The sequence below is a fragment of the Streptomyces sp. NPDC029674 genome, assembly GCF_044903205.1.
In the GTDB taxonomy this organism is placed as follows: domain Bacteria; phylum Actinomycetota; class Actinomycetes; order Streptomycetales; family Streptomycetaceae; genus Streptomyces.
On the sequence record NZ_JBJDPY010000006.1, the window covers coordinates 473697 to 494407 of the forward strand.

Here is a 20711-nt window from a genome sequence, read left to right on the forward strand (position 1 = left end):
GGAAAGCACCCGGAAACAACAACGGCAGAGGAGCACATCATGGGACCCCGTTTGAACGTCTTCGCCAGCCCGTCCGCCGGCAAGGCCCTGAAGCACCTGTCCGCGGTCGCCAAGGTCATCTCGGACACGGGGCTGCCGGACTCGACGCAGGAACTGGTGAGGATCCGCGCGAGCCAGATCAACGGCTGCGGGTTCTGCCTCGACATGCACACCAAGGAGGCGATCGCCGCCGGTGAGGCGCCGACGCGGCTCCACCTGGTCGCGGCGTGGCGCGAGGCCACCGTGTTCACCGAGGCCGAGCGGGCCGCGCTGGAGCTGGTGGAGGAGGGCACGCGCATCGCCGACGGGGCGGGCGGCGTCCCGGACGACGTCTGGGCCAACGCCGCGAAGCACTACGACGAGGAGCAGCTCACCGGCCTGGTGATGTCGGTCGCGCTCATCAACAGCTTCAACCGGCTGAACGTCATGGTCCAGCAGCCCGCCGGGGAGTACGAGCCCGGCATGTTCGGCTGACACCACCCGGCACCGGGGAGCTCCGACCTGCTCACTCACCTTTTGGTGAGTACCGCACAAAATAGTCGGTACTTGTCCGGCTTGCGGCGCCCGACGAGGATCAGACGCGTACCCGCCGGAACCCCGGCGGAACGCCCTCGAAGGAGCTCCCCCGTGCCCAGCGACAGCAACCACGACAGCGGCAACCACGACGGCAAGACCCCCGTCACCGTCCTCGGACTCGGCCTGATGGGCACCGCCCTCGCCACCGCGCTCATCGAGGCCGGCCACCCCACGACCGTGTGGAACCGGACGAAGTCCAAGACCGGCCCCCTCGCGGCTCAGGGGGCGACCCCCGCCGACACCGCGCGGGACGCCATCACCGCCGCCGGCCTGGTCATCGTCTGCCTCACGACCAATGACGACGTACGTGGCCTGCTGGCGCCGGAGGCCGACGCCCTCGCCGGCCGCACCGTCGTGAACCTCACCAACGGAACCCCGCGCCAGGCACGGGAGTTGGCGGACTGGGCGGCGGCGCACGGCGTCACGTACATCGACGGCGGCATCATGGCCGTCCCGCAGATGATCGCGACACCCGGCGCGTACATCCTCTACAGCGGCACCGACGAGGCGGCCTTCGAGACGCACCGCCCGGCGCTGGCCGCCCTGGCCGACACCAAGTGGGTCGGCAAGGACCCCGGTCTCGCCGCCCTCTACGACCTGTCGCTGCTCACCGGCATGTACGGCATGTCGATGGGCGTCGCGCAGGCGTTCGCGATGATCCGCAGCGAGGGCATCCCGGCCCGCGAGTTCGCGCCGCTGCTGACCGACTGGATCGTCGCGATGACGCACGGCCTGGTGCCCTCGGGCGCCGAGGCACTCGACTCCGACCAGCACCTGACGGACGTCTCGAACCTCGCCATGAACCGCGAGGCGTTCCGCAACTTCACCACCGCGTTCACCGAACAGGGCCTGCGCACCGACCTGTTCGAGCCGCTCCAGGACCTCCTGGACCGTGCCGTGGAGCAGGGGCACGGCGCGGACGGCTTCTCGCGGATGTCCCTCCTGCTCGAGAAGGACTGATTTCCCGGCAAGAAAGCCTGCTACGGGACGAGTACGACCTTGCCCGTGGTCTCCCGGCGCTCGATGGCGGCGTGCGCCTCGGCCGCCCGCTCCAGTGGGAACGTCTGGACGGCGGGCACCAACTCCCCCTTGGTGGCGGCCTCCAGCGCCGCACGCTCGTACGCGGGACCGTTCTCCGGCCCTTCGAGGAGCTGGAGCAGCGCGTTGACGAAGGTGATGTTCCGCTCCGCGAGCAGCTCCGGGCCGGGCTCGAAGCTCTCCTGCGACGACCAGCCGATGACGACGTACCGTCCCCCGTCGGCGATCAACTCGAAGGCGGCCGCGCCCTTCTCACCGCTCACTCCGTCGAGTACGGCGGTGACGCGCCGCCCGCCGCCGAGCCGCTCGGCGACCTCGCGCTGCCAGCCGGGCCGGTTGTAGTCGACGGCGATGTCGGCGCCGAGCTCGCGCACGGCCTCGACCTTGGCGGGACCGCCGGCCGCGCCGATCACCGTCGCCCCGAGGGAGCGCGCGTACTGGACCACGAGCCGCCCCACGCCACCCGCGGCGGACGTCACCAACACCACGTCGTCCGACTGGAGTTGAGCTGCCGCCAGGAGCCCCATGGTGGTGGCTCCGGTCATCACCATGGTCACCGCGGCCTCGAAGCCGAGCCCGTCGGGGAGGGCGTGCAGTGTGCCGACGTCGGCGACCGCCAGCTCGGCGTACCCGCCGGGGGCCGACCGCGAGACCACCACGGGCCGCCCGATCCACGTCGTGTCGACGCCGGGGCCGACGGCGTCCACCGTCCCGGCGACCTCACCGCCGAAGACGGCGGGCAGCTCGGGCAGCGGTGGCGCCATGTCGGACGCCTCGCCCCTGCGCATGACGGTCTCGACGAAGTGAACTCCCGCCGCCCGTACGGCGATCCGGACCTGCCCGGGCCCCGCGACGGGGTCGGGCAGCGTCTCGTACCGCAGATTCTCGGCGGGTCCGAACTCGTGCAGGACGACAGCGCGCATGGTGTGCTCCTCGGAACGTGGGAACGAACGTCGATGCACACCACCCTCCGACCTCAACCAAGGTTGAAGTCAAGGGAAGCAGGGCCCGGGGCGTCCGGGGTTCTCAGAGCTGTCGCGCGACCTCGGTCGCCCAGTACGTGAGGATCATGTTCGCGCCCGCGCGCTTGATCCCCGTGAGGGACTCCATGATCGCCCTGTCACGGTCGATCCAGCCCCGCTCGGCGGCGGCCTGGATCATCGCGTACTCGCCACTGATCTGGTACGCCGCCACCGGCACGTCGACCTCGTCGGCGACCCGCGCCAGGATGTCGAGGTAGGGACCGGCGGGCTTCACCATCACCATGTCGGCGCCCTCTTCGAGGTCGAGCGCCAGCTCCCGCAGGGACTCCCGGACGTTGGCCGGGTCCTGCTGGTAGGTCTTGCGGTCACCCTTCAGGGACGACCCGACGGCCTCCCTGAACGGCCCGTAGAAGGCCGAGGAGTACTTCGCGGTGTACGCGAGGATGGACACGTCCTCGTGGCCGACCTGGTCCAACGCGTCACGGATGACGCCGACCTGACCGTCCATCATGCCGCTCGGGCCCACCACGTGAGCGCCCGCGTCGGCCTGCACCTGCGCCATCTCCGCGTACCGCTCCAGGGTCGCGTCGTTGTCGACCCGGCCCTCGGCGTCGAGCACACCGCAGTGCCCGTGATCGGTGGTCTCGTCGAGACACAGGTCCGACATGACGATGAGGTCGTCACCGACCTCGGACCGCACATCACGGAGCGCGACCTGCAGAATCCCGTCCGGGTCGGTGCCCGCCGTCCCCAGGCCGTCCTTCTTCGACTCCTCCGGCACACCGAACAGCATGACCCCGGAGACCCCGGCCTCAAGCGCCTCGACGGCGGCCTTCTTCAGGCTGTCCCGGGTGTGCTGGAAGACACCGGGCATGGCGCCGATCTCCACCGGATCGCTGATCCCCTCGCGCACGAACGCGGGCAGGATCAGATCGGCCGGATGCAGCCGCGTCTCGGCGACCATGCGCCGCATAGCGGGAGTAGTCCGCAGCCGCCGCGGCCGCGCCCCGGGAAACGATCCGTACTTAGTCACTGCAACCCTCACCTCGAACCGCTGGGCGTTTACCCGTTGTGGGCAGGCGTGCCGTTGGGGGTCCCCCCAGGCCTTTAGGGCTCTGGGGGAGGCACGGGTGGGCACAACCCCCGGTGCGGAGCACTGTTCAGGGAGGCGCCCACCCGTAGAAACCTACGGCGCGGCGCGCCGCCGACGCGAACCGGGCCGCCGCTCACTGGGCCGAGTGACGGGATCCCCCGCCTCAAGAGCCGCCTCCCGACGCCGCGTACCGAACTCCGCCAAGGCCTCGGCCAGCTTGTGCACGGACGGCTCCGGAGCCATCACATCCACCCGCAGCCCGTGCTCCTCCGCGGTCTTCGCGGTGGCAGGCCCGATGCAAGCGATCACCGTCACGTTGTGCGGCTTGCCGGCGATGCCGACAAGGTTCCGCACCGTGGACGACGAGGTGAAGAGCACCGCGTCGAACCCGCCGCCCTTGATCGCCTCCCGCGTCTCCGCCGGCGGCGGCGACGCCCGCACCGTCCGGTAGGCGGTGACGTCGTCGACCTCCCACCCGAGATCGATGAGCCCGGCGACCAGCGTCTCCGTGGCGATGTCCGCCCGCGGCAGGAACACCCGGTCGATCGGGTCGAAGACCGGGTCGTACGGCGGCCAGTCCTCCAGGAGACCGGCGGCCGACTGCTCACCGCTCGGCACCAGGTCCGGCTTCACACCGAAGGCGATCAGCGCGGCGGCGGTCTGCTCGCCGACGGCCGCGACCTTGATCCCGGCGAAGGCACGCGCGTCGAGCCCGTACTCCTCGAACTTCTCCCGCACCGCCTTGACGGCGTTGACGGACGTGAAGGCGATCCACTCATACCGGCCGGTGACCAGGCCCTTGACCGCGCGCTCCATCTGCTGGGGCGTGCGCGGCGGCTCGACCGCGATGGTCGGGACCTCGTGCGGCACGGCGCCGTAGGACCGCAGCTGGTCGGAGAGCGAGGCCGCCTGCTCCTTCGTACGCGGTACGAGCACGCGCCACCCGAAGAGCGGCTTCGACTCGAACCACGACAGCTGATCGCGCTGGGCGGCGGCGGAACACTCGCCGACCACGGCTATGACGGGCCGGCCGCCGTCCGGCGAGGGCAGCACCTTCGCCTGCTTGAGGACCTGCGCGACGGTGCCGAGCGTCGCGGTCCAGGTGCGCTGGCGCGTCGTCGTACCGGCGACGGTCACGGTCATCGGGGTGTCCGGCTTGCGGCCCGCGGCCACCAGCTCACCGGCGGCCGCGGCCACGGAGTCGAGCGCCACCGAGACGACGACGGTCCCGTCGGACGCGCCGACCTCGCTCCAGCAGCGGTCGGAGGCGGTACGGGCGTCGACGAAGCGGACGTCCGTGCCCTGCGCGTCCCGCAGCGGCACACCCGCGTACGCGGGCACACCGACGGCGGCCGCGACGCCCGGCACCACCTCGAAGGGGATGCCCTCGGCGGCGCAGGCGAGCATCTCGCCCGCCGCGTACGTGTCGAGGCCCGGGTCGCCGCTCACCGCACGCACGACCCGCCTGCCGCCCCGCGCGGCCTCCATGACAAGATTGGCGGCAGCTCGGAACGGCGTCGCGTCGGCGGTCATTGACGTGTCGTCAGCTGTCGGCTGGGGTGTGTCCACACCTCCCCTGGCATGCACGCGGACGACGTCGAGCACATCAGGCTCGGCGATCAGCACATCCGCTCGGGCCAGCGCCTCGACGGCGCGCAGGGTCAGCAGTCCCGGATCTCCGGGTCCGGCACCGAGGAAGGTGACGTGCCCGTGTGCGGGAAGGCCGGGAAGGTTCGAGGTGGGGCTCAAAGTGCTCGCTCCCCCATCAGACCGGCCGCGCCCTTGGCGAGCATCTCGGCAGCGAGTTCGCGGCCCAGCGCCATGGCCTGGGTCTCCGTCTCGGGCACGGGACCGGTGGTGGACAGCTGCACCAGCGACGAGCCGTCGGTCGTACCGACGACGCCGCGCAGGCGCATTTCCTTGACAATCTGCCCGTCGGCCAGCAAGTCGGCCAACGCACCCACAGGTGCGCTGCAACCGGCTTCCAGGGCGGCGAGCAGGGACCGCTCGGCGGTCACGGCGGCCCGGGTGTACGGGTCGTCGAGCTCGGCGAGCGCGGCGGCGAGTGACGCGTTGTCCGCGGCACACTCGATCGCCAGTGCCCCCTGGCCGGGGGCGGGCAGAACGGTGTCGACCGACAGCAGGTCGGTCACCGCGTCGGACCTGCCGACGCGGTTGAGTCCGGCGGCGGCGAGCACGACGGCGTCGAGCTCCCCGTTCTCCACGTATCCGATGCGCGTGTCGACGTTCCCGCGGATCGGCACGGTCTCGATGGTGATGCCGTGGCTGCGCGCGTAGGCGTTCAGCTGCGCCATGCGGCGCGGCGAACCGGTGCCGATCCGGGCAGCCCCCTTGCGGGAGTCGGCTGCGAGCTCCGTGAAGGTCAGCCCGTCGCGCGCCACCAGGGCGTCGCGCGGGTCCTCGCGCACCGGCACGGCGGCGAGCGTGAGCTCGGCCGGCTGCGCGGTGGGCAGGTCCTTCAGCGAGTGCACGGCGAAGTCGACCTCGCCGCGGGCCAGCGCCTCGCGCAGCGCGGCGACGAAGACACCGGTGCCACCGATCTGCGTGAGGTGCTCGCGCGAGGTGTCGCCGTACGTGGTGATCTCCACCAGCTCGACGGGGCGGCCCGTCAACTCCCTGACTGCCTCGGCCACTTGGCCGGACTGGGCCATGGCCAGCCTGCTGCGCCTGGTCCCGAGCCGATAAGCCCTCTCGGTCATGCCCGGCCTCTATTCGGGTCGTCGTTCTCGTTGTTCATGTGGTCAGCCCTGCTGACCGCCGCGACCGTCTGCGGGTCGAGGTCGAAGAGCGTGCGCAGCGCGTCCGCGTACCCGGCGCCGCCGGGCTCGCTCGCCAGCTGCTTCACCCGCACCGTCGGCGCGTGCAGCAGCTTGTCGACGACGCGGCGCACGGTCTGCGTGATCTCCGCGCGCTGCTTGTCCTCGAGACCCGGCAGGCGTCCTTCGAGCCGGGCCATCTCGCCCGCCACCACGTCGGCGGCCATGGTGCGCAGGGCGACCACGGTCGGCGTGATGTGTGCGGCACGCTGCGCGGCGCCGAAGGCGGCGACCTCGTCGGAGACGATGCCGCGGACCTGCTCGACGTCGTTGGCCATGGGCGCGTCGGCGGAGGCCTCCGCCAGCGACTCGATGTCCACGAGCCGTACGCCGGGGATGCGGTGCACGGCGGCGTCGATGTCGCGCGGCATGGCCAGGTCGAGGAGGGCGAGCACGGCCGGGCGGGCCGCGGCGGCGGACGACGCGGGGACGCGCCGCTCCGGGAGCCGGCCGGCGACGCGCGCGGCGGTCGCCAGCGCGGCGATCGCCTCGGCCTCGGCCCGCGGGTCCGGGGCCTGCTCCTCGCGCCGCTCGGCCGGGGCGTTGTCCATCCAGGCCGCGTGCTGTTCCAGGGCCGCCGCGTCCATTCCGGCGACGGCCGCCTCGCCCTCCACGGAGAAGCCGCGCGGCGCGGACAGGTCGACCGGACAGCCCTCGTCGGCCACGGTGGCCGTCCGCGCGCCCTGGTCCGCAGAACCGTTCCTGGCCTGCGGGGGCACCTCGCCGGTCCGGCCTGCCGCGGCGGGCACCCGCCCCTCGACGGCGGCGGCGACGGCGTCCGCGGTCAGCACCAGGCCGGTCGCGCCCGTACAGGAGACGGCCACGTCGGCACGTGTCAGTTCTTCCGCCACGGCGTCCATGGGAACGGCACGGGCACGCAGGCCGCCGTCACCGGAATCGCCGAGGATCTCCGCGAGCCGCTCGGCGCGCTCCAGGGTGCGGTTGGCGACCACGACCTCGGCGACGCCCGCGCGCGCGAGCGTCGCGGCGGCCAGCGAGGACATGGAGCCGGCGCCGATGACCACGGCACGCTTGCCCGCCGCCCAGGCGTCGACCGGCCCGTGCGCGGCGAGCTGCTCCAGGCCGAAGGTCACCAGGGACTGCCCGGCCCGGTCGATGCCGGTCTCGGAGTGCGCGCGCTTGCCGACCCGGAGGGCCTGCTGGAAGAGATCGTTGAGGAGCTTGCCCGCGGTGTGCAGCTCCTGCGAGCGCGCCAGAGCGTCCTTTATCTGCCCGAGGATCTGCCCCTCGCCGACCACCATCGAGTCCAGCCCGCACGCCACCGAGAAGAGGTGATGGACGGCACGGTCCTCGTAATGGACGTACAGATAAGGAGTGAGCTCCTCCAGGCCGACGCCGCTGTGCTGCGCGAGCAGCGTGGACAGCTCGGCGACGCCCGCGTGGAACTTGTCCACGTCGGCGTAGAGCTCGATGCGATTGCAGGTGGCGAGCACGGCCGCCTCGGCGGCGGGCTCGGCGGCGAGGGTGTCCTGCAGCAGCTTGGCCTGCGCGTCCGCGGACAGCGCGGCACGCTCCAGGACGCTCACGGGGGCGCTGCGGTGACTCAGCCCCACGACCAGGAGACTCATGCCGGCATCACGGCGGGTACGTCCCCGTCGGGTCCCTTCCGCTGCTGCTTGGCCGAAACGGGCGGGACGGGGCCCTCGGGCGCCGCGTCCTCCCCGGCCTTGCGCTGCTCGTGGAAGGCGAGGATCTGCAGCTCGATGGAGAGATCGACCTTGCGTACGTCGACACCGTCCGGCACGGAAAGGACGGTCGGCGCGAAGTTCAGGATGGAGGTCACACCGGCGGCGACGAGCCGCTCGCAGACCTGCTGGGCGGCGCCGGCCGGGGTCGAGATGACACCGATCGAGACGCCGTTGTCGCTGATGATCTTCTCGAGCTCGTCCGTGTGCTGCACCGGCATGCCGGCGACGGGGGTGCCCGCCATCGCCGGGTCGGCGTCGATCAGCGCGGCGACCCGGAACCCGCGGGAGGCGAACCCGCCGTAATTGGCGAGGGCGGCGCCGAGGTTGCCGATGCCGACGATGACGACCGGCCAGTCCTGGGTCAGCCCGAGTTCACGGGAGATCTGGTAGACGAGATACTCGACGTCGTAGCCGACGCCGCGCGTCCCGTAGGAACCGAGATACGAGAAATCCTTGCGCAGCTTCGCGGAATTGACCCCCGCGGCGGCCGCGAGCTCCTCGGAGGAGACCGTGGGCACCGAGCGCTCCGACAGTGCGGTGAGGGCTCGGAGGTACAGCGGAAGCCTGGCGACGGTGGCCTCGGGAATCCCTCGGCTGCGGGTCGCCGGTCGGTGAGTTCGGCCAGTTGCCACGGTGCTCCTGCGGGTAGAGCGGGGCTGCAGGCGGTCACTCGTCCCCAGACCGCCCCGTCGAATGCAGGCTATGTCTTTGTGAACGCGTGCACAAAGATGGTGTCCGATTTGCCCGGCCAACGTGACCGGGGTCACGCGCTCCCGGCGCACAATCGTGGAACCGGCGCACGGACGGCGTCGTTGCTCTTTTGAAGGGGGCAAAACCGCACACTCTCCTCACGATCATCGCCCCCGAGACCAAAACCGCCCCAAAGCGTAATCGACTTCGCGGGAACTTTGGACTGGCCGGTCAGTAGGTAATGCCCCTAAGCCATGAGCTCCCGACGCAGCCGATCCTCGTCCACGCGCCAGAAGGTGTGCTGCTCCCCGTCCACGAGCACCACCGGAATCTGCTCCCAGTAGGCCCGGTGCAGCTCCTCGTCCTGCGTGATGTCCTTCTTCTCCCAGGGCGTGCCGAGCTCCCCGCAGACCTTCTCGATCACCGACTGTGCGTCATCGCACAGATGACACCCCGGCTTCCCGATCAGGGTGACCAACCGCTCCTGCGGCTGCCTCTTCTCCGCGCGACTCTTCTCCGTACGACCACCACTGCGACGAAAAATTGGGCTCATGGCCCCATTCTCGCCCGCCGGACACAGCTGGAGGACACTCCCGGCGCGGCCCGATTAACGGCCCGGACGCGGAGAGTTCACAGGCCCGAATCCTCCCGACTCCGGGCCCGCCGGACAGACTGGCTATGCTCACGACATGGCCGCTCTCGGATGGCTCACCCCCCGTAGGCGCTCCGCCACGGCGCGGAGCGTGTTGGCAGGCGAGGCCTCGGCCGAGGCAGCGCGCAAGTCCTCCCAGGAGCTGGAGGAGCTCGAAGCCCTCGCCGCGAAGAGCACGCCCGGTGAGGGTCCGCGGGAACCGGAGTTCCCCGTTGTCGGCGACGACAAGGCCGCCGCCTTCTTCGACCTCGACAACACCGTCATGCAGGGCGCCGCGATCTTCCACTTCGGCCGCGGCCTCTACAAGCGCAAGTTCTTCGAGCGCCAGGAACTGTTCCGGTTCGCCTGGCAGCAGGCCTGGTTCAGGCTCGCCGGCGTCGAGGACCCCGAGCACATGCAGGACGCCCGCGACAGCGCCCTCTCCATCGTCAAGGGCCACCGCGTCGCCGAGCTGATGTCCATCGGCGAGGAGATCTACGACGAGTACATGGCCGAGCGGATCTGGCCGGGCACCCGCGCCCTCGCCCAGGCCCACCTCGACGCGGGCCAGAAGGTCTGGCTGGTCACCGCGGCCCCGGTGGAGATCGCCACGGTCATCGCCCGCAGGCTCGGCCTGACCGGCGCCCTCGGCACCGTCGCCGAGTCCATCGGGGGCGTCTACACCGGCAAGCTCGTCGGCGAGCCCCTGCACGGCCCCGCGAAGGCCGAGGCCGTCCGCGCCCTGGCCGCCGCCGAGGGCCTCGACCTGGGCCGCTGCGCCGCGTACAGCGACTCGCACAACGACATCCCGATGCTGTCGCTCGTAGGACATCCGTACGCGATCAATCCCGACGCGAAACTGCGCAAGCACGCGCGGGAGCGGGACTGGCGCCTGCGGGACTATCGCACCGGCCGCAAGGCCGCCAAGGTCGGCATCCCGGCCGCCGCCGGAGTCGGCGCGCTCGCGGGCGGCGCCGCCGCTGCCGTGGCGCTGCACCGCCGCCGCCACTGAGCATCCGACGGTCCTACCCCACCCCGTCCGCCGCCAGTCACGCCGGTAGCACTCGGCCACAACACGCCTCAGGCCGACACGGAATGTGAACTCATTCGATCAACAAGTGCTCACTCTGCGGCACTTGAACGGGCGTCAATCGGTTACAGAAGCGACGTAATCGATGATTTGAGCAACTGGGTGTAGTGCTGCCTGTACGAAGCGTTATTCTCCTCAGACGCATAAGGGACCCCACACGTCGCTACGACGGGTGAACGGTCCCGCACTGCACGTGATGGAAGCTCTGCCTCTGGGAGTCCCGTGTACCCACACGTCGGGGTTGACGCCTCGGGCCTGGCTACGCTGCGCGCAACGGTCGTCGACCGCTTGCGCGGCTTCGTCCCCACCGCGTACGCCGTCCCCGCCGTCCCCGCCCTCGCCGTCCCCGCACCCGCCGGGCCGTGCTATGCCCTGGCGAACGGCGGTGCGGCAGTCAGCAGACGAGGCCGCTCCGGCGCCGCTGCCGCCACCTCTGCCCCCACCCCCCGCCGTCCCGCCGCGGACAGCGACAGCGCCCGCATGATGGAGCTCGTCGAGCGCGCCCAAGCCGGCGAGTCCGACGCCTTCGGCCGCCTCTACGACCAGTACAGCGACACGGTCTACCGCTACATCTACTACCGCGTGGGCGGCAAGGCGACCGCCGAGGACCTCACCAGTGAGACCTTTCTGCGCGCCCTCCGCCGCATCGGCACCTTCACCTGGCAGGGCCGCGACTTCGGCGCCTGGCTGGTCACGATCGCCCGCAACCTGGTCGCCGACCACTTCAAATCGAGCCGTTTCCGCCTCGAAGTGACCACCGGCGAAATGCTCGACGCCAACGAAGTCGAGCGCAGCCCCGAGGACTCCGTCCTGGAGTCCCTCTCGAACGCCGCCCTCCTCGAAGCCGTCCGCCGCCTCAACCCCCAGCAGCAGGAGTGCGTGACCCTGCGCTTCCTCCAGGGCCTCTCCGTCGCCGAGACCGCGCGGGTCATGGGGAAGAACGAAGGCGCGATCAAAACCCTTCAGTACCGCGCGGTGCGCACCCTCGCCCGGCTGCTGCCCGACGACGCCCGCTAACACCCCGTCATGCCCAACTCACCTTCTGTGGCGGCCAGATGGTCGCCACGGAATTGTCGCGGTCCGATCATCCGTCGTCCGTAACCCAAGTGCCGCGACGCTCGTTGTGCGGGATGCAGGCTCCCTGTGGTCGCTAACTGGCTGGCTCCGCTCACTCGATCGTGTGGAAATGGTCAGGACATGCGACCCTCAGGACCCCCTGGGGAGTCGACCGTCATGACGAGAGGAGGTGCCGCCAGTGATCGCGAACGTATCGGCCCACCGGCGGGCGAACGCCTTCGCCCAGGCCCTGGAGGAGCGTTCCGACCAGGGCCCGGCAGCCGAGCAGTCCGAGGACTCCGCGCTCACATCCGCGCCCGCGGCCGCACCCGTGGAGTCCACCGAAACCACCGCGGCCCGTGCCGAACCGACCGAGCGGAGCCGGCTGCTGGCTCTGGCGGACGGTCTCGACGCGCTGCCCAAACCCGCCCTCGACCCCGAGGTCAAGGTCGTCCAGCGCGCCCAGCTCGTGGCCGCGATGGAAGCCATGCTCCTCGAGGGCGGCACACCGTCGGTGCCCGAGCAGCGGTCCCGCAAGGGCGCCCACCGAGCGGGCACCCTGCGGAAACTGCGGCCGCGCTCCCGCCTGTCCAAGGGCATCGCGGCGGGCGGCCTCACGGTCGGCGTCGCGGCGGGCGCGTTCGGCGGTGTCGCCGCCGCCAGCTCCGACGCCCTGCCGGGCGACTCGCTGTACGGGCTCAAACGCGGCATGGAGGACTTCAAGCGGGGCCTCGCCGACGACGACAGCGACCGCGGCCGGATCTACCTCGACCAGGCCTCCACCCGGCTGAGCGAGGCCCGCAGACTCATGGAGCGGGGCCGCTCCGGCACCCTCGACCACGAGTCGCTCGGCGAGGTCAGGCGAGCCCTCTCCGGCATGCGGCACGACGCCACGGAAGGCCACCGCCTGCTCCTCGAGGCGTACGAGCGGGACGGCTCCCTCGGCCCCATCCAGACGCTGTCGGCGTTCTCCCGGTCCCACCGCGAGGCGTGGAGCGACCTCCAGGGCCGCCTCCCCGTCCAGCTGGGCGACGTGGGCGAGCAGGTGAACTCGGTCTTCGACGCCATAGACCAAGAGGTCGAACCGCTGCGTTCCCTGCTGCCCCGCACGCCGGACAAGGGCGGCACGACCGGCCGGACGTCGCAGAGCCCCAGCGGCTCGGACAGCTCCGACGGGCGCCCCGCCCACCCCTCGGGCGGCGGCAGCTCGCACGGCGCCGGGTCGGGCAGCGACAGCAAGCCCAGGCCCTCCACGTCGGGCCGCCAGGACGACGGCCTCATCGGCGGCACGACGGGCGGTCTCCTCGACCCGCCGGCCGACAAGACGAGCCCGAGCCCCTCGGACGGCAAGAGCAAGCCCGGCCAGCACGCCACCCCGTCCAAACCGGACGTGACGCTGCCCCCGCTGCTGCCCGGCCTCCAGATCCCGGAGCTCGGCATCAAGGGCGAGGACGCGGACTAGGGCCTGTCCGGCGGATCAGGTCGCGGCAGGGTGGCGGCCACCCGTCGGTGCAGGTGAGCGGGGTCTGGTGCGTCGAGATGCAAGGCGGAGGAGGGCGGCAACGCGGAGCGTTGACAACCGACGACAACGCCGCAGATCGGCGTGCCAGACCCCGCGGCCCGCGGCATGATCCGCCGGACAGGCCCTAGCCCCACCAGCACGCGAACAGGGGGCGCCCTCCACCAGGAGGGCGCCCCCTTCCGCGTACACACGCACGCCTGAAACCTAGAAGAACACCGACCGCCGCTGCACCAGCAGCTTGTACAGCGAGTGCTGGATCTGCTCCCGCACCTGATCCGTCAGGTTGAACATCAGCATCGGGTCCTCCGCGGCCTCCGGCGGATACCCGTCCGTGGGAATCGGCTCCCCGAACTGAATCGTCCACTTCGTCGGCAGCGGCACCGCTCCCAACGGCCCCAGCCACGGGAACGTCGGCGTGATCGGGAAGTACGGGATGCCGAGCACCCGTGCCAAGGTCTTCGCGTTGCCGATCATCGGGTAGATCTCCTCCGCCCCGACGATCGAGCACGGCACGATCGGCGAGCCGGTCCGCAGCGCCGTCGACACGAAACCGCCGCGGCCGAACCGCTGCAGCTTGTAGCGCTCGCTGAACGGCTTTCCGATGCCCTTGAAGCCCTCCGGCATCACGCCGACCAGCTCACCCCGCTCAAGAAGCCGCTCCGCGTCCTCCGCGCAGGCCAGCGTGTGCCCGGCCTTGCGGGCCAGTTCATTGATCACCGGCAGCATGAAGACGAGGTCGGCGGCGAGGAGCCGCAGATGCCGGCCCTGCGGATGGTTGTCGTGCACGGCGACCTGCATCATCAGGCCGTCCAGCGGCAGCGTCCCGGAGTGGTTGGCGACGATCAGCGCCCCGCCGTCGGCGGGGATGTTCTCGATGCCCTTCACCTCCACCCGGAAGTACTTCTCGTAGAAGGGGCGGAGCAGCGACATCAGGACCTGGTCGGTGAGCTCCTCGTCGTAACCGAAGTCGTCGACCTCGTACTCCCCGGTCAGCCGCCGCCGCAGGAAGGCCAGGCCGCCCGCGACGCGCCGGTCCCATCCGCCGGCGCTCCGGGTCCCCTGACGGTGCCCCTGACCCTGTCCTGAAGGCTCCGGGGGCGCCACCCCCGGGTCGCCGCCCTGCTGGGCCCCGTCCTGCTGCCCGGGCAGCGCCTTGACCCCGGCCACGGGGTCGCCCTTGCGCCGGGGCGCGGACCTGCGGCGCGAGGTGCGCTGCGCGCTCCCGCGCGACCGGTCGTCGTCGAACGGAATGACCTTGGCGTCCGCCATGGTTGACGCTCTCCTCAGTTGGCGCTCTGGTGGCCACCCGCGAGGGGCAGCGCGGCGATCCGGTCGACTGCCCCCGCGAGGGCGCCCGGTGGCAGCAGCCCGGGGCCCCGGCTGCGTACGAAGTCCGCGAAGGCCTCCGCCGTCGTGTACTTCGGCCGGAACCCCAGTGTCTCGCGCATCTGCCGGGTCGCCACGACCCTGCCGTGGGTGAGCAGCCTGATCTGCTCGGGCGAGAAGTCCGTCATGCCGACCGTGCGCAGCGCCGAGCCGACCCAGGTGACGGCCGGCAGGAACACGGGCACGGTGGGGCGGCCGAGCCGCCGCGAGCACTGGGACAGGAGCAGCTGGCCGTCGCCGGCGATGTTGAACGTGCCGCTGTTGAGCGTGCCGCGCTGCGGCTCGTGCGAGGCGAGCCGGAGCACCTCGACCGCGTCGTCCTCGTGGACGAACTGCAGCCGCGGGTCGTAGCCGAACACGGTCGGCAGGACCGGCAGCGAGAAGTACTCGGCGAGCGGCGAGTCCGCGGCGGGCCCCAGGATGTTCGCGAAGCGCAGCACGCACACGGCGACGTCGGGCCGGCGCCGCGCGAAGCCGCGCACATAGCCCTCGACCTCGACGGTGTCCTTGGCGAAGCCGCCGCTGGGCAGCGACTTGGGCGGCGTGGTCTCCGTGAAGACCGCGGGGTCCTTGGGCGCCGAGCCGTACACGCTGGTGCTCGACTTCACCACGAGCCGCTTCACCGTCGGCGACTTCTGGCAGGCGCCGAGCAGCTGCATCGTGCCGATGACGTTGGTCTCCTTGACCGACCCGCGGCCGCCCCTGCCGCCGCGGCCGCCGAGCGCGGTGGCGGTGACGTCCATGTGGACGACCGTGTCGACCGCGTGCTCCGCGAGCACCCTGGCGATGGTGGGCTGGCGGATGTCGGCCCGGATGAAGTCCGCGCCGCCGAGATGGTGCTCGGGTGGGACCGCGTCGACGGCGATCACCCGGTCGACTTCGGGGTCACGCTGGACCCGCCGGACGAACCGCCCGCCCAGTTGCCGGGCCACTCCGGTCACGAGCACGACCTTGCCCAAGATCAGCGCCTGCCTTTCCCCGACCCTCGCCGCACCACTGTCGGCTGTTGCGGACCACGCTAGCGGGTGGACGTTGCGCTGTGATGTCCGTGCGTCCAGAGACGGCCGAAAACACCGAAGCCCTCCCGTCGGATGACGGGAGGGCTTCGGTGCTCGCTGTTGCAGCTGTCGCCTACTTCTTGTTGCGACGCTGAACGCGAGTGCGCTTCAGCAGCTTGCGGTGCTTCTTCTTGGCCATCCGCTTACGCCGCTTCTTGATAACAGAGCCCACGACTACCCTCGCTCACTTCTCTTCACTCGGTGCGGGGCAGCAGACTGGGCCCACACGACCTACGTCGGCCTAGCCTACCTGTCCCCGCGTGAGGGACGTAATCGAGGAGCCATGACCCCTGCGCCACGGGCCCGGGGGGCCCATGGCTCAACCGGCCTCAACCCCCACATACGACTCGCGGAGGTACTCGTGAACCGCCTGCTCGGGGACCCGGAATGACCTTCCGACCCGAATGGCGGGCAGATGACCACTGTGCACCAGGCGGTACACGGTCATCTTGGACACTCGCATCACCGCGGCGACTTCCGCCACGGTCAGGAACGCGACCTCGTTCAGCGGCCTCTGCTCTGCAGCCATGACACCCCACCTGAACCTTCCGCACATGACGGGCACCGGCTTCCCCTTCCGGTGACTCTTCGTCTCTGCGCGCTCACTCCCCAGACTAGGGGCGGATGATGCGAGTGGGGAAGAGGAGCCGCGATCGGCCGCCTACTGTGACAGACACGCTCGATTGAGTACATAGCGAGTAAGCGGTCGGTAGTAATCAGACCGCACAGCGTCATCAAGCGGAACGACGACGGACACCTGCCCCTCGGCCTCCCCGACGAACAGCGCGGGATCGTCCGTATCCGCCAGACCGATCGCCTCAAACCCCAGCTGACCTGCTCCGCAGACCCATCCGTGGTCTCCGATGACCAACTCGGGAAGCGGCCCGCCGGCCTCCGCCGCACCATCCAGAGCGGCCCGAATCGGGAGGGGTGAGTGGGTGTGTGCGCCGGTCTCACTCCCGGTGGGACGCGCGCCGGGTTCGCGCACCAGCGCGACTCCTTGTACGTAGTCAAGGTTGTACGTGCGTAGGCCAAACCGGGTCGTTATGTCGACACTGCTGCCCTGCGCGGGGGTGAGGACGGTGCATCCGGCCGCCGACAAGGCGTCCGCCAACGCGGCGTAGAACCCGAGCAGTCGGTGCGGATGACCGGTCCCGAGGAGCACCGGGAGCCGCCTCCGCGCCGCCGCCGCGAGCCGTTCCGCGAAGGCGTCGAGCGCCGCCAGCGTCCGTTCCGGATCGATGACATCGGCGCCCGTGGTGCACCCGGGGTCGGCGGACACTCCACACTTGTCGGACATCAGGCGCAGCAGGTCGCCGGCGCTCCAGCTCCACTCGGGGTCCAGCCCCAGCATTATCCGTGGGTCCCGGGCCGCGAACAGCCGATAACTGCGCAGGCTCTGTTCCCGCGAGGTGGCAACGGGCCCGGCCAACCGAGCCGCCAGCAGATGCGCACGCAGGGCGCCGGTGCTCAACACGGTCCGATGCTGGCCCATCGGAGCCCACGCTGCCTCAAAACCCCGGAAACCCCCCACACTTGGGCTAACGCGGGCATAATCCGGCGGGCGCGCCGCGCATTCTCCACGGCGACAGCCTTCTACGCCGACAGCTCTCTACGCCAGCAGTCCCCGCAACGGGAACACGGCCTTCCGTGCGGCGAGCACCGCCTGGTCGAGCCGGTCGGCGGGGTCGTACCCCGACTCCCAGCCCTTCCACTCCACCGGCCAGCGCCCGTCCGTCATCCGCCCCGGCGCCAGCTGCCGCGTCCGTGCGAAGACTTCCTGCCGCCAGGACTCGGGGATCTCCGCCGTCGGCTCTACGGGCCGCCCCGCGGCGATGGCCACCAGATGCGTCCAGGACCGCGGCACCACATCCACCACGGCGTACCCCCCACCCCCAAGAGCCACCCACCGCCCCTCGGCGTGCTCGTGGGCCAGCTCGTGGCAGGCGACCTGCACGGCCCGCTGCGCGTCGAGCGACACCGCGAGGTGGGCCAGCGGGTCCTCGAAGTGCGTGTCGGCGCCGTGCTGCGTCACGAGAACCTGCGGCCGGAACTCGGCGAGCAGCTCGGGCACCACGGCGTGGAAGGCGCGCACCCACCCCGCGTCACCGGTCCCGGCCGGCAGCGCGACGTTCGCCGCGGTTCCCTCGGCCGGGCCGTCCGCACCCGTCTCCTCGGGCCACCCGGTCTGCGGGAACAGCGTCCGTGGATGCTCGTGCAGCGAGATCGTCAGAACCCGCGGGTCCTCCCAGAAGGCGGCCTGGACCCCGTCCCCGTGATGCACGTCCACATCCACGTACGCGACGCGCTCGGCGCCCAGTTCGAGCAGCCGGGCGATGGCCAGCGCCGCGTCGTTGTAGATGCAGAACCCGGAGGCACCCCCGGGCATCGCATGGTGCAGCCCACCCGCGAAGTTCACCGCATGCAGCGCTTCCCCGCGCCACACCGCTTCGGCCGCGCCCACGGACTGCCCGGCGATCAGCGCCGACACGTCGTGCATCCCGGCGAAGGCCGGGTCGTCCTCCGTGCCGAGGCCGTACTCCCCGCGCGCGGACGCGGGATCGACGGAAGCGGCCTTGACCGCGTCCACGTAGTCCCCGCGGTGCACGAGCCGCAGCGTCGAATCACCGGCACGCTTCGCCGCGACGACATCGAGCTCCCGGTCGAGCCCGAAGGCGTCGACCAGACTTCGGGTCAGCCCGAGCCTGACCGGGTCCATCGGGTGACCCGGGCCGAAGTCATAGCCCGTTACTGCCTCGTCCCACATCAGCTGCGCGCGGCCACTCATGCCCGTCACCGTACCGGTCCGGTCCTGGGGCGAAGGAACGGGCGTACAGCAAGGTCAGGAGCACCAACACCAGAGGAACGACCATGGCCCCCCGATAGTTCCAAACGTCCCCGAGCCCGCCCACCAACGGCGAACCGATCAAAAACCCCACATAGTTGAAGACATTCAGTCGCGCAACGGCCGCGTCCGAATCTCTCGGGAACAATCTCCCCGCCGCGGCGAAAGTCTGCGGAACGATCACGCACAACCCCAGCCCCAGCACGGTGAACCCGGCGATCCCCACCCACGCCCCCGGCGCCACCGCCACGACCGCGAACCCCAGCGCGGCGACCACCGACCCGCCCCGCACCACGGCCACGGCCCCGAACCGCCGCACCCCCAGATCCCCGAGCCCGCGCCCCACCAGCGTCATGACCATGTAGACGTTGTACGGAACGGTCGAGACCTCTTCCGAACTCCCCAGCACGTCCTGCAGATACTTGGCGCTCCAGTTGGAGACCGTCGAGTCACCGATGTACGCGAACGTCATCACCAGACAGAGCGGCAGCAGCACCTTGAAGACGACACCCCCGCTCCGAGCCTCCCTGCCCCTCTCCGCCGCTGTCCCCGTCACCGGCGTCGCATCGACGTACCACCGGCTCCCGACCAGCGCCGCCGGCAGCAGCACCGCCACAGCGGGCAGATAGGAGACGAAGAGCGAAAGGTCCCAGTGCGCTCCGGCCCAGGCCAGCGAGGCCCCCACGATTCCGCCCAGGCTGTACGCGGCATGGAACCCGAGCATGATGCTGCGCCCGTACGCCCGCTGGAGACTCACCCCGAGCATGTTCATGGACGCGTCGAGCGCCCCCACGGCGAGCCCGAACGCCCCGAGTGCCACGGCCACTTGCCACATCGTGTCGCCCGCGCCCACCCCAAGCAGCGCGAGCAGCACCGCGGGCTGCGACCACCTCAGCACCGCGCTCGGCGGCACCTTCTTCACCAGCTGCTCGGTGCCCACACTCCCGATTCCGGCCAGGACCGGCACCGCCGCGAGGAAGACGGGCAGCAGCCCGTCGGATATCCCGTAGCGATCCTCAATCGCCGGAATCCGCGTCACGAGCAGGGCGAACGTGACTCCCTGTACCAGGAACGCGAACGCCAGCGATGCCCTGCCGCGCCGCAGCACTTCGGTCATGGCTGGAGAGCGTAGGGCCCCGGTCTACCAGTGGGTAGATGGATCACCTGCCTAATCCCGGCCCGTGGTCATGCGAGCAGGTCCATCAACTCCCGCATGTCCCCGAAGAGTTTGGTGGCACCCGCCAGCCGGTCGGCCGGGGTCATCGCGGTGAACCCGAAGACATCCATGCCGGCGGCGACGGCGGCCTGCACTCCCAGCGGGCTGTCCTCCACGACGACACACTTCTCGGGCACCACCCCCATACGCTCGGCGGCATACAGAAAGAGATCGGGCGCCGGCTTTCCCCGCCCCACGTCCTGCGAGCTGAAGATCCGCCCCTCGTCGAACCACTTGTCGAGCCCGGCCTTCCGGTGCCCGACCCGAATCCGCTCATGACTCCCGGAAGACGCCAGACAGTAAGCCACCCCATCCCCGGTCAGCTTCTCCAGCACTTCCACGGCCCCGTCCACAGGCTGCAGCTCCCGCTCGAAAGCGGCGAAGACCCGACCATGGAACACATCGTCGAAGTCCTCGGGAAGCCGCTGCCCACTCCGCTCGAGGATCAGATCGTGTACGCGATGGACGGCGGCGCCCATGTAGTCGCGCAGGGAGTCCTCGTAGGAGGTCGGGTGCCCGAGCTCGGTCAGATAGCCGGCGAGGATCGTATTGGAGAGCGGCTCGCTGTCGACGAGGACCCCGTCATTGTCGAAGATGACCAGTTCATATCTCATGACCCGACCCTAAACGCAGAAAACCCCCGCACCGAATGGTGCGGGGGTTTTCTCTACAATTAGTTCGGCGGCGTCCTACTCTCCCACAGGGTCCCCCCTGCAGTACCATCGGCGCTATGAGGCTTAGCTTCCGGGTTCGGAATGTAACCGGGCGTTTCCCTCATGCTATGACCACCGAAACACTATGAAACTGTCAACCGCACCATGCGTGACCACACATGGGGTTGTTCGTGGTTTCAGAACCAACACAGTGGACGCGAGCAACTGAGGACAAGCCCTCGGCCTATTAGTACCAGTCACCTCCACCCGTTACCGGGCTTCCAGATCT

20 protein-coding genes and 1 rRNA gene are annotated in these 20711 nt (G+C 70.5%); 5 read left to right on the top strand and 16 right to left on the bottom strand.

Annotated elements, in window-relative coordinates; all coding sequences use genetic code 11:
- The first annotated feature begins 39 nt into the window (after positions 1–39).
- Both ACI2L3_RS17865 and ACI2L3_RS17870 read left to right on the top strand, forming a co-directional pair.
- Positions 40–513: a carboxymuconolactone decarboxylase family protein gene (locus ACI2L3_RS17865; RefSeq protein WP_404753279.1), complete on the top strand. Its 474-nt coding sequence runs from the start codon at positions 40–42 to the stop codon at positions 511–513.
- 153 nt (positions 514–666) lie between these two features.
- Positions 667–1575, top strand: coding sequence for an NAD(P)-dependent oxidoreductase (locus ACI2L3_RS17870; RefSeq protein WP_404753280.1), 909 nt, complete (start codon positions 667–669; stop codon positions 1573–1575).
- Between the two features lie 20 nt (positions 1576–1595).
- On the opposite strand, the gene ACI2L3_RS17875 is transcribed toward ACI2L3_RS17870, so the two are convergent.
- The 7 genes from ACI2L3_RS17875 to ACI2L3_RS17905 all read right to left on the bottom strand — a co-directional run bounded on the left by ACI2L3_RS17875 (position 1596) and on the right by ACI2L3_RS17905 (position 9518).
- Positions 1596–2576, bottom strand: coding sequence for a zinc-binding dehydrogenase (locus ACI2L3_RS17875; protein ID WP_404753281.1), 981 nt, complete (start codon positions 2574–2576; stop codon positions 1596–1598).
- A 103-nt stretch (positions 2577–2679) separates the two neighbouring features.
- Positions 2680–3669 carry a porphobilinogen synthase gene (gene hemB, locus ACI2L3_RS17880; protein WP_404753282.1) on the bottom strand — a complete coding sequence of 330 codons (990 nt, stop codon included), beginning with the start codon at positions 3667–3669 and terminating at the stop codon, positions 2680–2682.
- A gap of 153 nt (positions 3670–3822) precedes the next feature.
- Complete coding sequence (locus tag ACI2L3_RS17885; RefSeq protein WP_404753283.1) at positions 3823–5478, bottom strand: uroporphyrinogen-III synthase; 1656 nt, start codon at positions 5476–5478, stop codon at positions 3823–3825.
- Positions 5475–6449 carry a hydroxymethylbilane synthase gene (gene hemC / locus ACI2L3_RS17890; RefSeq protein WP_404753284.1) on the bottom strand — a complete coding sequence of 325 codons (975 nt, stop codon included), beginning with the start codon at positions 6447–6449 and terminating at the stop codon, positions 5475–5477. Before hemC ends, ACI2L3_RS17885 begins: the two co-directional genes overlap by 4 nt.
- Positions 6446–8155: a glutamyl-tRNA reductase gene (locus ACI2L3_RS17895; protein ID WP_404753285.1), complete on the bottom strand. Its 1710-nt coding sequence runs from the start codon at positions 8153–8155 to the stop codon at positions 6446–6448. Before ACI2L3_RS17895 ends, hemC begins: the two co-directional genes overlap by 4 nt.
- The gene (locus ACI2L3_RS17900) at positions 8152–8907 is read right to left on the bottom strand and encodes a redox-sensing transcriptional repressor Rex (protein WP_150170720.1); all 756 of its coding nucleotides are present in this window, start codon (positions 8905–8907) and stop codon (positions 8152–8154) included. The genes ACI2L3_RS17895 and ACI2L3_RS17900 overlap by 4 nt, the downstream gene beginning before the upstream one ends.
- Before the next feature lie 305 nt (positions 8908–9212).
- Positions 9213–9518: a glutaredoxin family protein gene (locus ACI2L3_RS17905; RefSeq protein WP_404753286.1), complete on the bottom strand. Its 306-nt coding sequence runs from the start codon at positions 9516–9518 to the stop codon at positions 9213–9215.
- A gap of 136 nt (positions 9519–9654) precedes the next feature.
- Between ACI2L3_RS17905 and ACI2L3_RS17910 the strand changes: the two genes are divergently transcribed.
- The 3 genes from ACI2L3_RS17910 (at position 9655) to ACI2L3_RS17920 (ending at position 13204) form a co-directional block, all read left to right on the top strand.
- The gene (locus tag ACI2L3_RS17910) at positions 9655–10608 is read left to right on the top strand and encodes an HAD family hydrolase (protein WP_404753287.1); all 954 of its coding nucleotides are present in this window, start codon (positions 9655–9657) and stop codon (positions 10606–10608) included.
- A 300-nt stretch (positions 10609–10908) separates the two neighbouring features.
- The gene (locus ACI2L3_RS17915; protein ID WP_404753288.1) at positions 10909–11703 is read left to right on the top strand and encodes an ECF subfamily RNA polymerase sigma factor, BldN family; all 795 of its coding nucleotides are present in this window, start codon (positions 10909–10911) and stop codon (positions 11701–11703) included.
- 238 nt (positions 11704–11941) lie between these two features.
- Complete coding sequence (locus ACI2L3_RS17920) at positions 11942–13204, top strand: DUF5667 domain-containing protein (protein WP_404753289.1); 1263 nt, start codon at positions 11942–11944, stop codon at positions 13202–13204.
- Between the two features lie 264 nt (positions 13205–13468).
- Here the strand turns inward: ACI2L3_RS17920 and ACI2L3_RS17925 are convergent, their stop codons facing one another.
- From ACI2L3_RS17925 to rrf, 9 genes are all read right to left on the bottom strand, one after another.
- The gene (locus ACI2L3_RS17925) at positions 13469–14533 is read right to left on the bottom strand and encodes a lysophospholipid acyltransferase family protein (protein ID WP_404753290.1); all 1065 of its coding nucleotides are present in this window, start codon (positions 14531–14533) and stop codon (positions 13469–13471) included.
- A gap of 14 nt (positions 14534–14547) precedes the next feature.
- Positions 14548–15609, bottom strand: coding sequence for an NAD-dependent epimerase/dehydratase family protein (locus tag ACI2L3_RS17930; RefSeq protein ID WP_404753291.1), 1062 nt, complete (start codon positions 15607–15609; stop codon positions 14548–14550).
- Positions 15610–15781: 172 nt separating this feature from the next.
- Positions 15782–15880, bottom strand: coding sequence for a 30S ribosomal protein bS22 (locus tag ACI2L3_RS17935; RefSeq protein WP_003948845.1), 99 nt, complete (start codon positions 15878–15880; stop codon positions 15782–15784).
- Between the two features lie 147 nt (positions 15881–16027).
- Complete coding sequence (locus ACI2L3_RS17940) at positions 16028–16237, bottom strand: helix-turn-helix domain-containing protein (RefSeq protein WP_362996452.1); 210 nt, start codon at positions 16235–16237, stop codon at positions 16028–16030.
- A gap of 132 nt (positions 16238–16369) precedes the next feature.
- The gene (locus ACI2L3_RS17945) at positions 16370–17185 is read right to left on the bottom strand and encodes a phosphatase (RefSeq protein ID WP_404753292.1); all 816 of its coding nucleotides are present in this window, start codon (positions 17183–17185) and stop codon (positions 16370–16372) included.
- Positions 17186–17320: 135 nt separating this feature from the next.
- Positions 17321–18496: an acetoin utilization protein AcuC gene (locus ACI2L3_RS17950; RefSeq protein WP_404753293.1), complete on the bottom strand. Its 1176-nt coding sequence runs from the start codon at positions 18494–18496 to the stop codon at positions 17321–17323.
- The gene (locus ACI2L3_RS17955; RefSeq protein WP_404753294.1) at positions 18447–19670 is read right to left on the bottom strand and encodes an MFS transporter; all 1224 of its coding nucleotides are present in this window, start codon (positions 19668–19670) and stop codon (positions 18447–18449) included. The genes ACI2L3_RS17950 and ACI2L3_RS17955 overlap by 50 nt, the downstream gene beginning before the upstream one ends.
- 68 nt (positions 19671–19738) lie before the next feature.
- On the bottom strand, positions 19739–20383 hold the full coding sequence (locus ACI2L3_RS17960; RefSeq protein WP_404753295.1) for an HAD family hydrolase: 645 nt from the start codon (positions 20381–20383) through the stop codon (positions 19739–19741).
- A gap of 62 nt (positions 20384–20445) precedes the next feature.
- A 5S ribosomal RNA gene (rrf, locus tag ACI2L3_RS17965) occupies positions 20446–20562 on the bottom strand.
- Positions 20563–20711 lie beyond the last annotated feature (149 nt).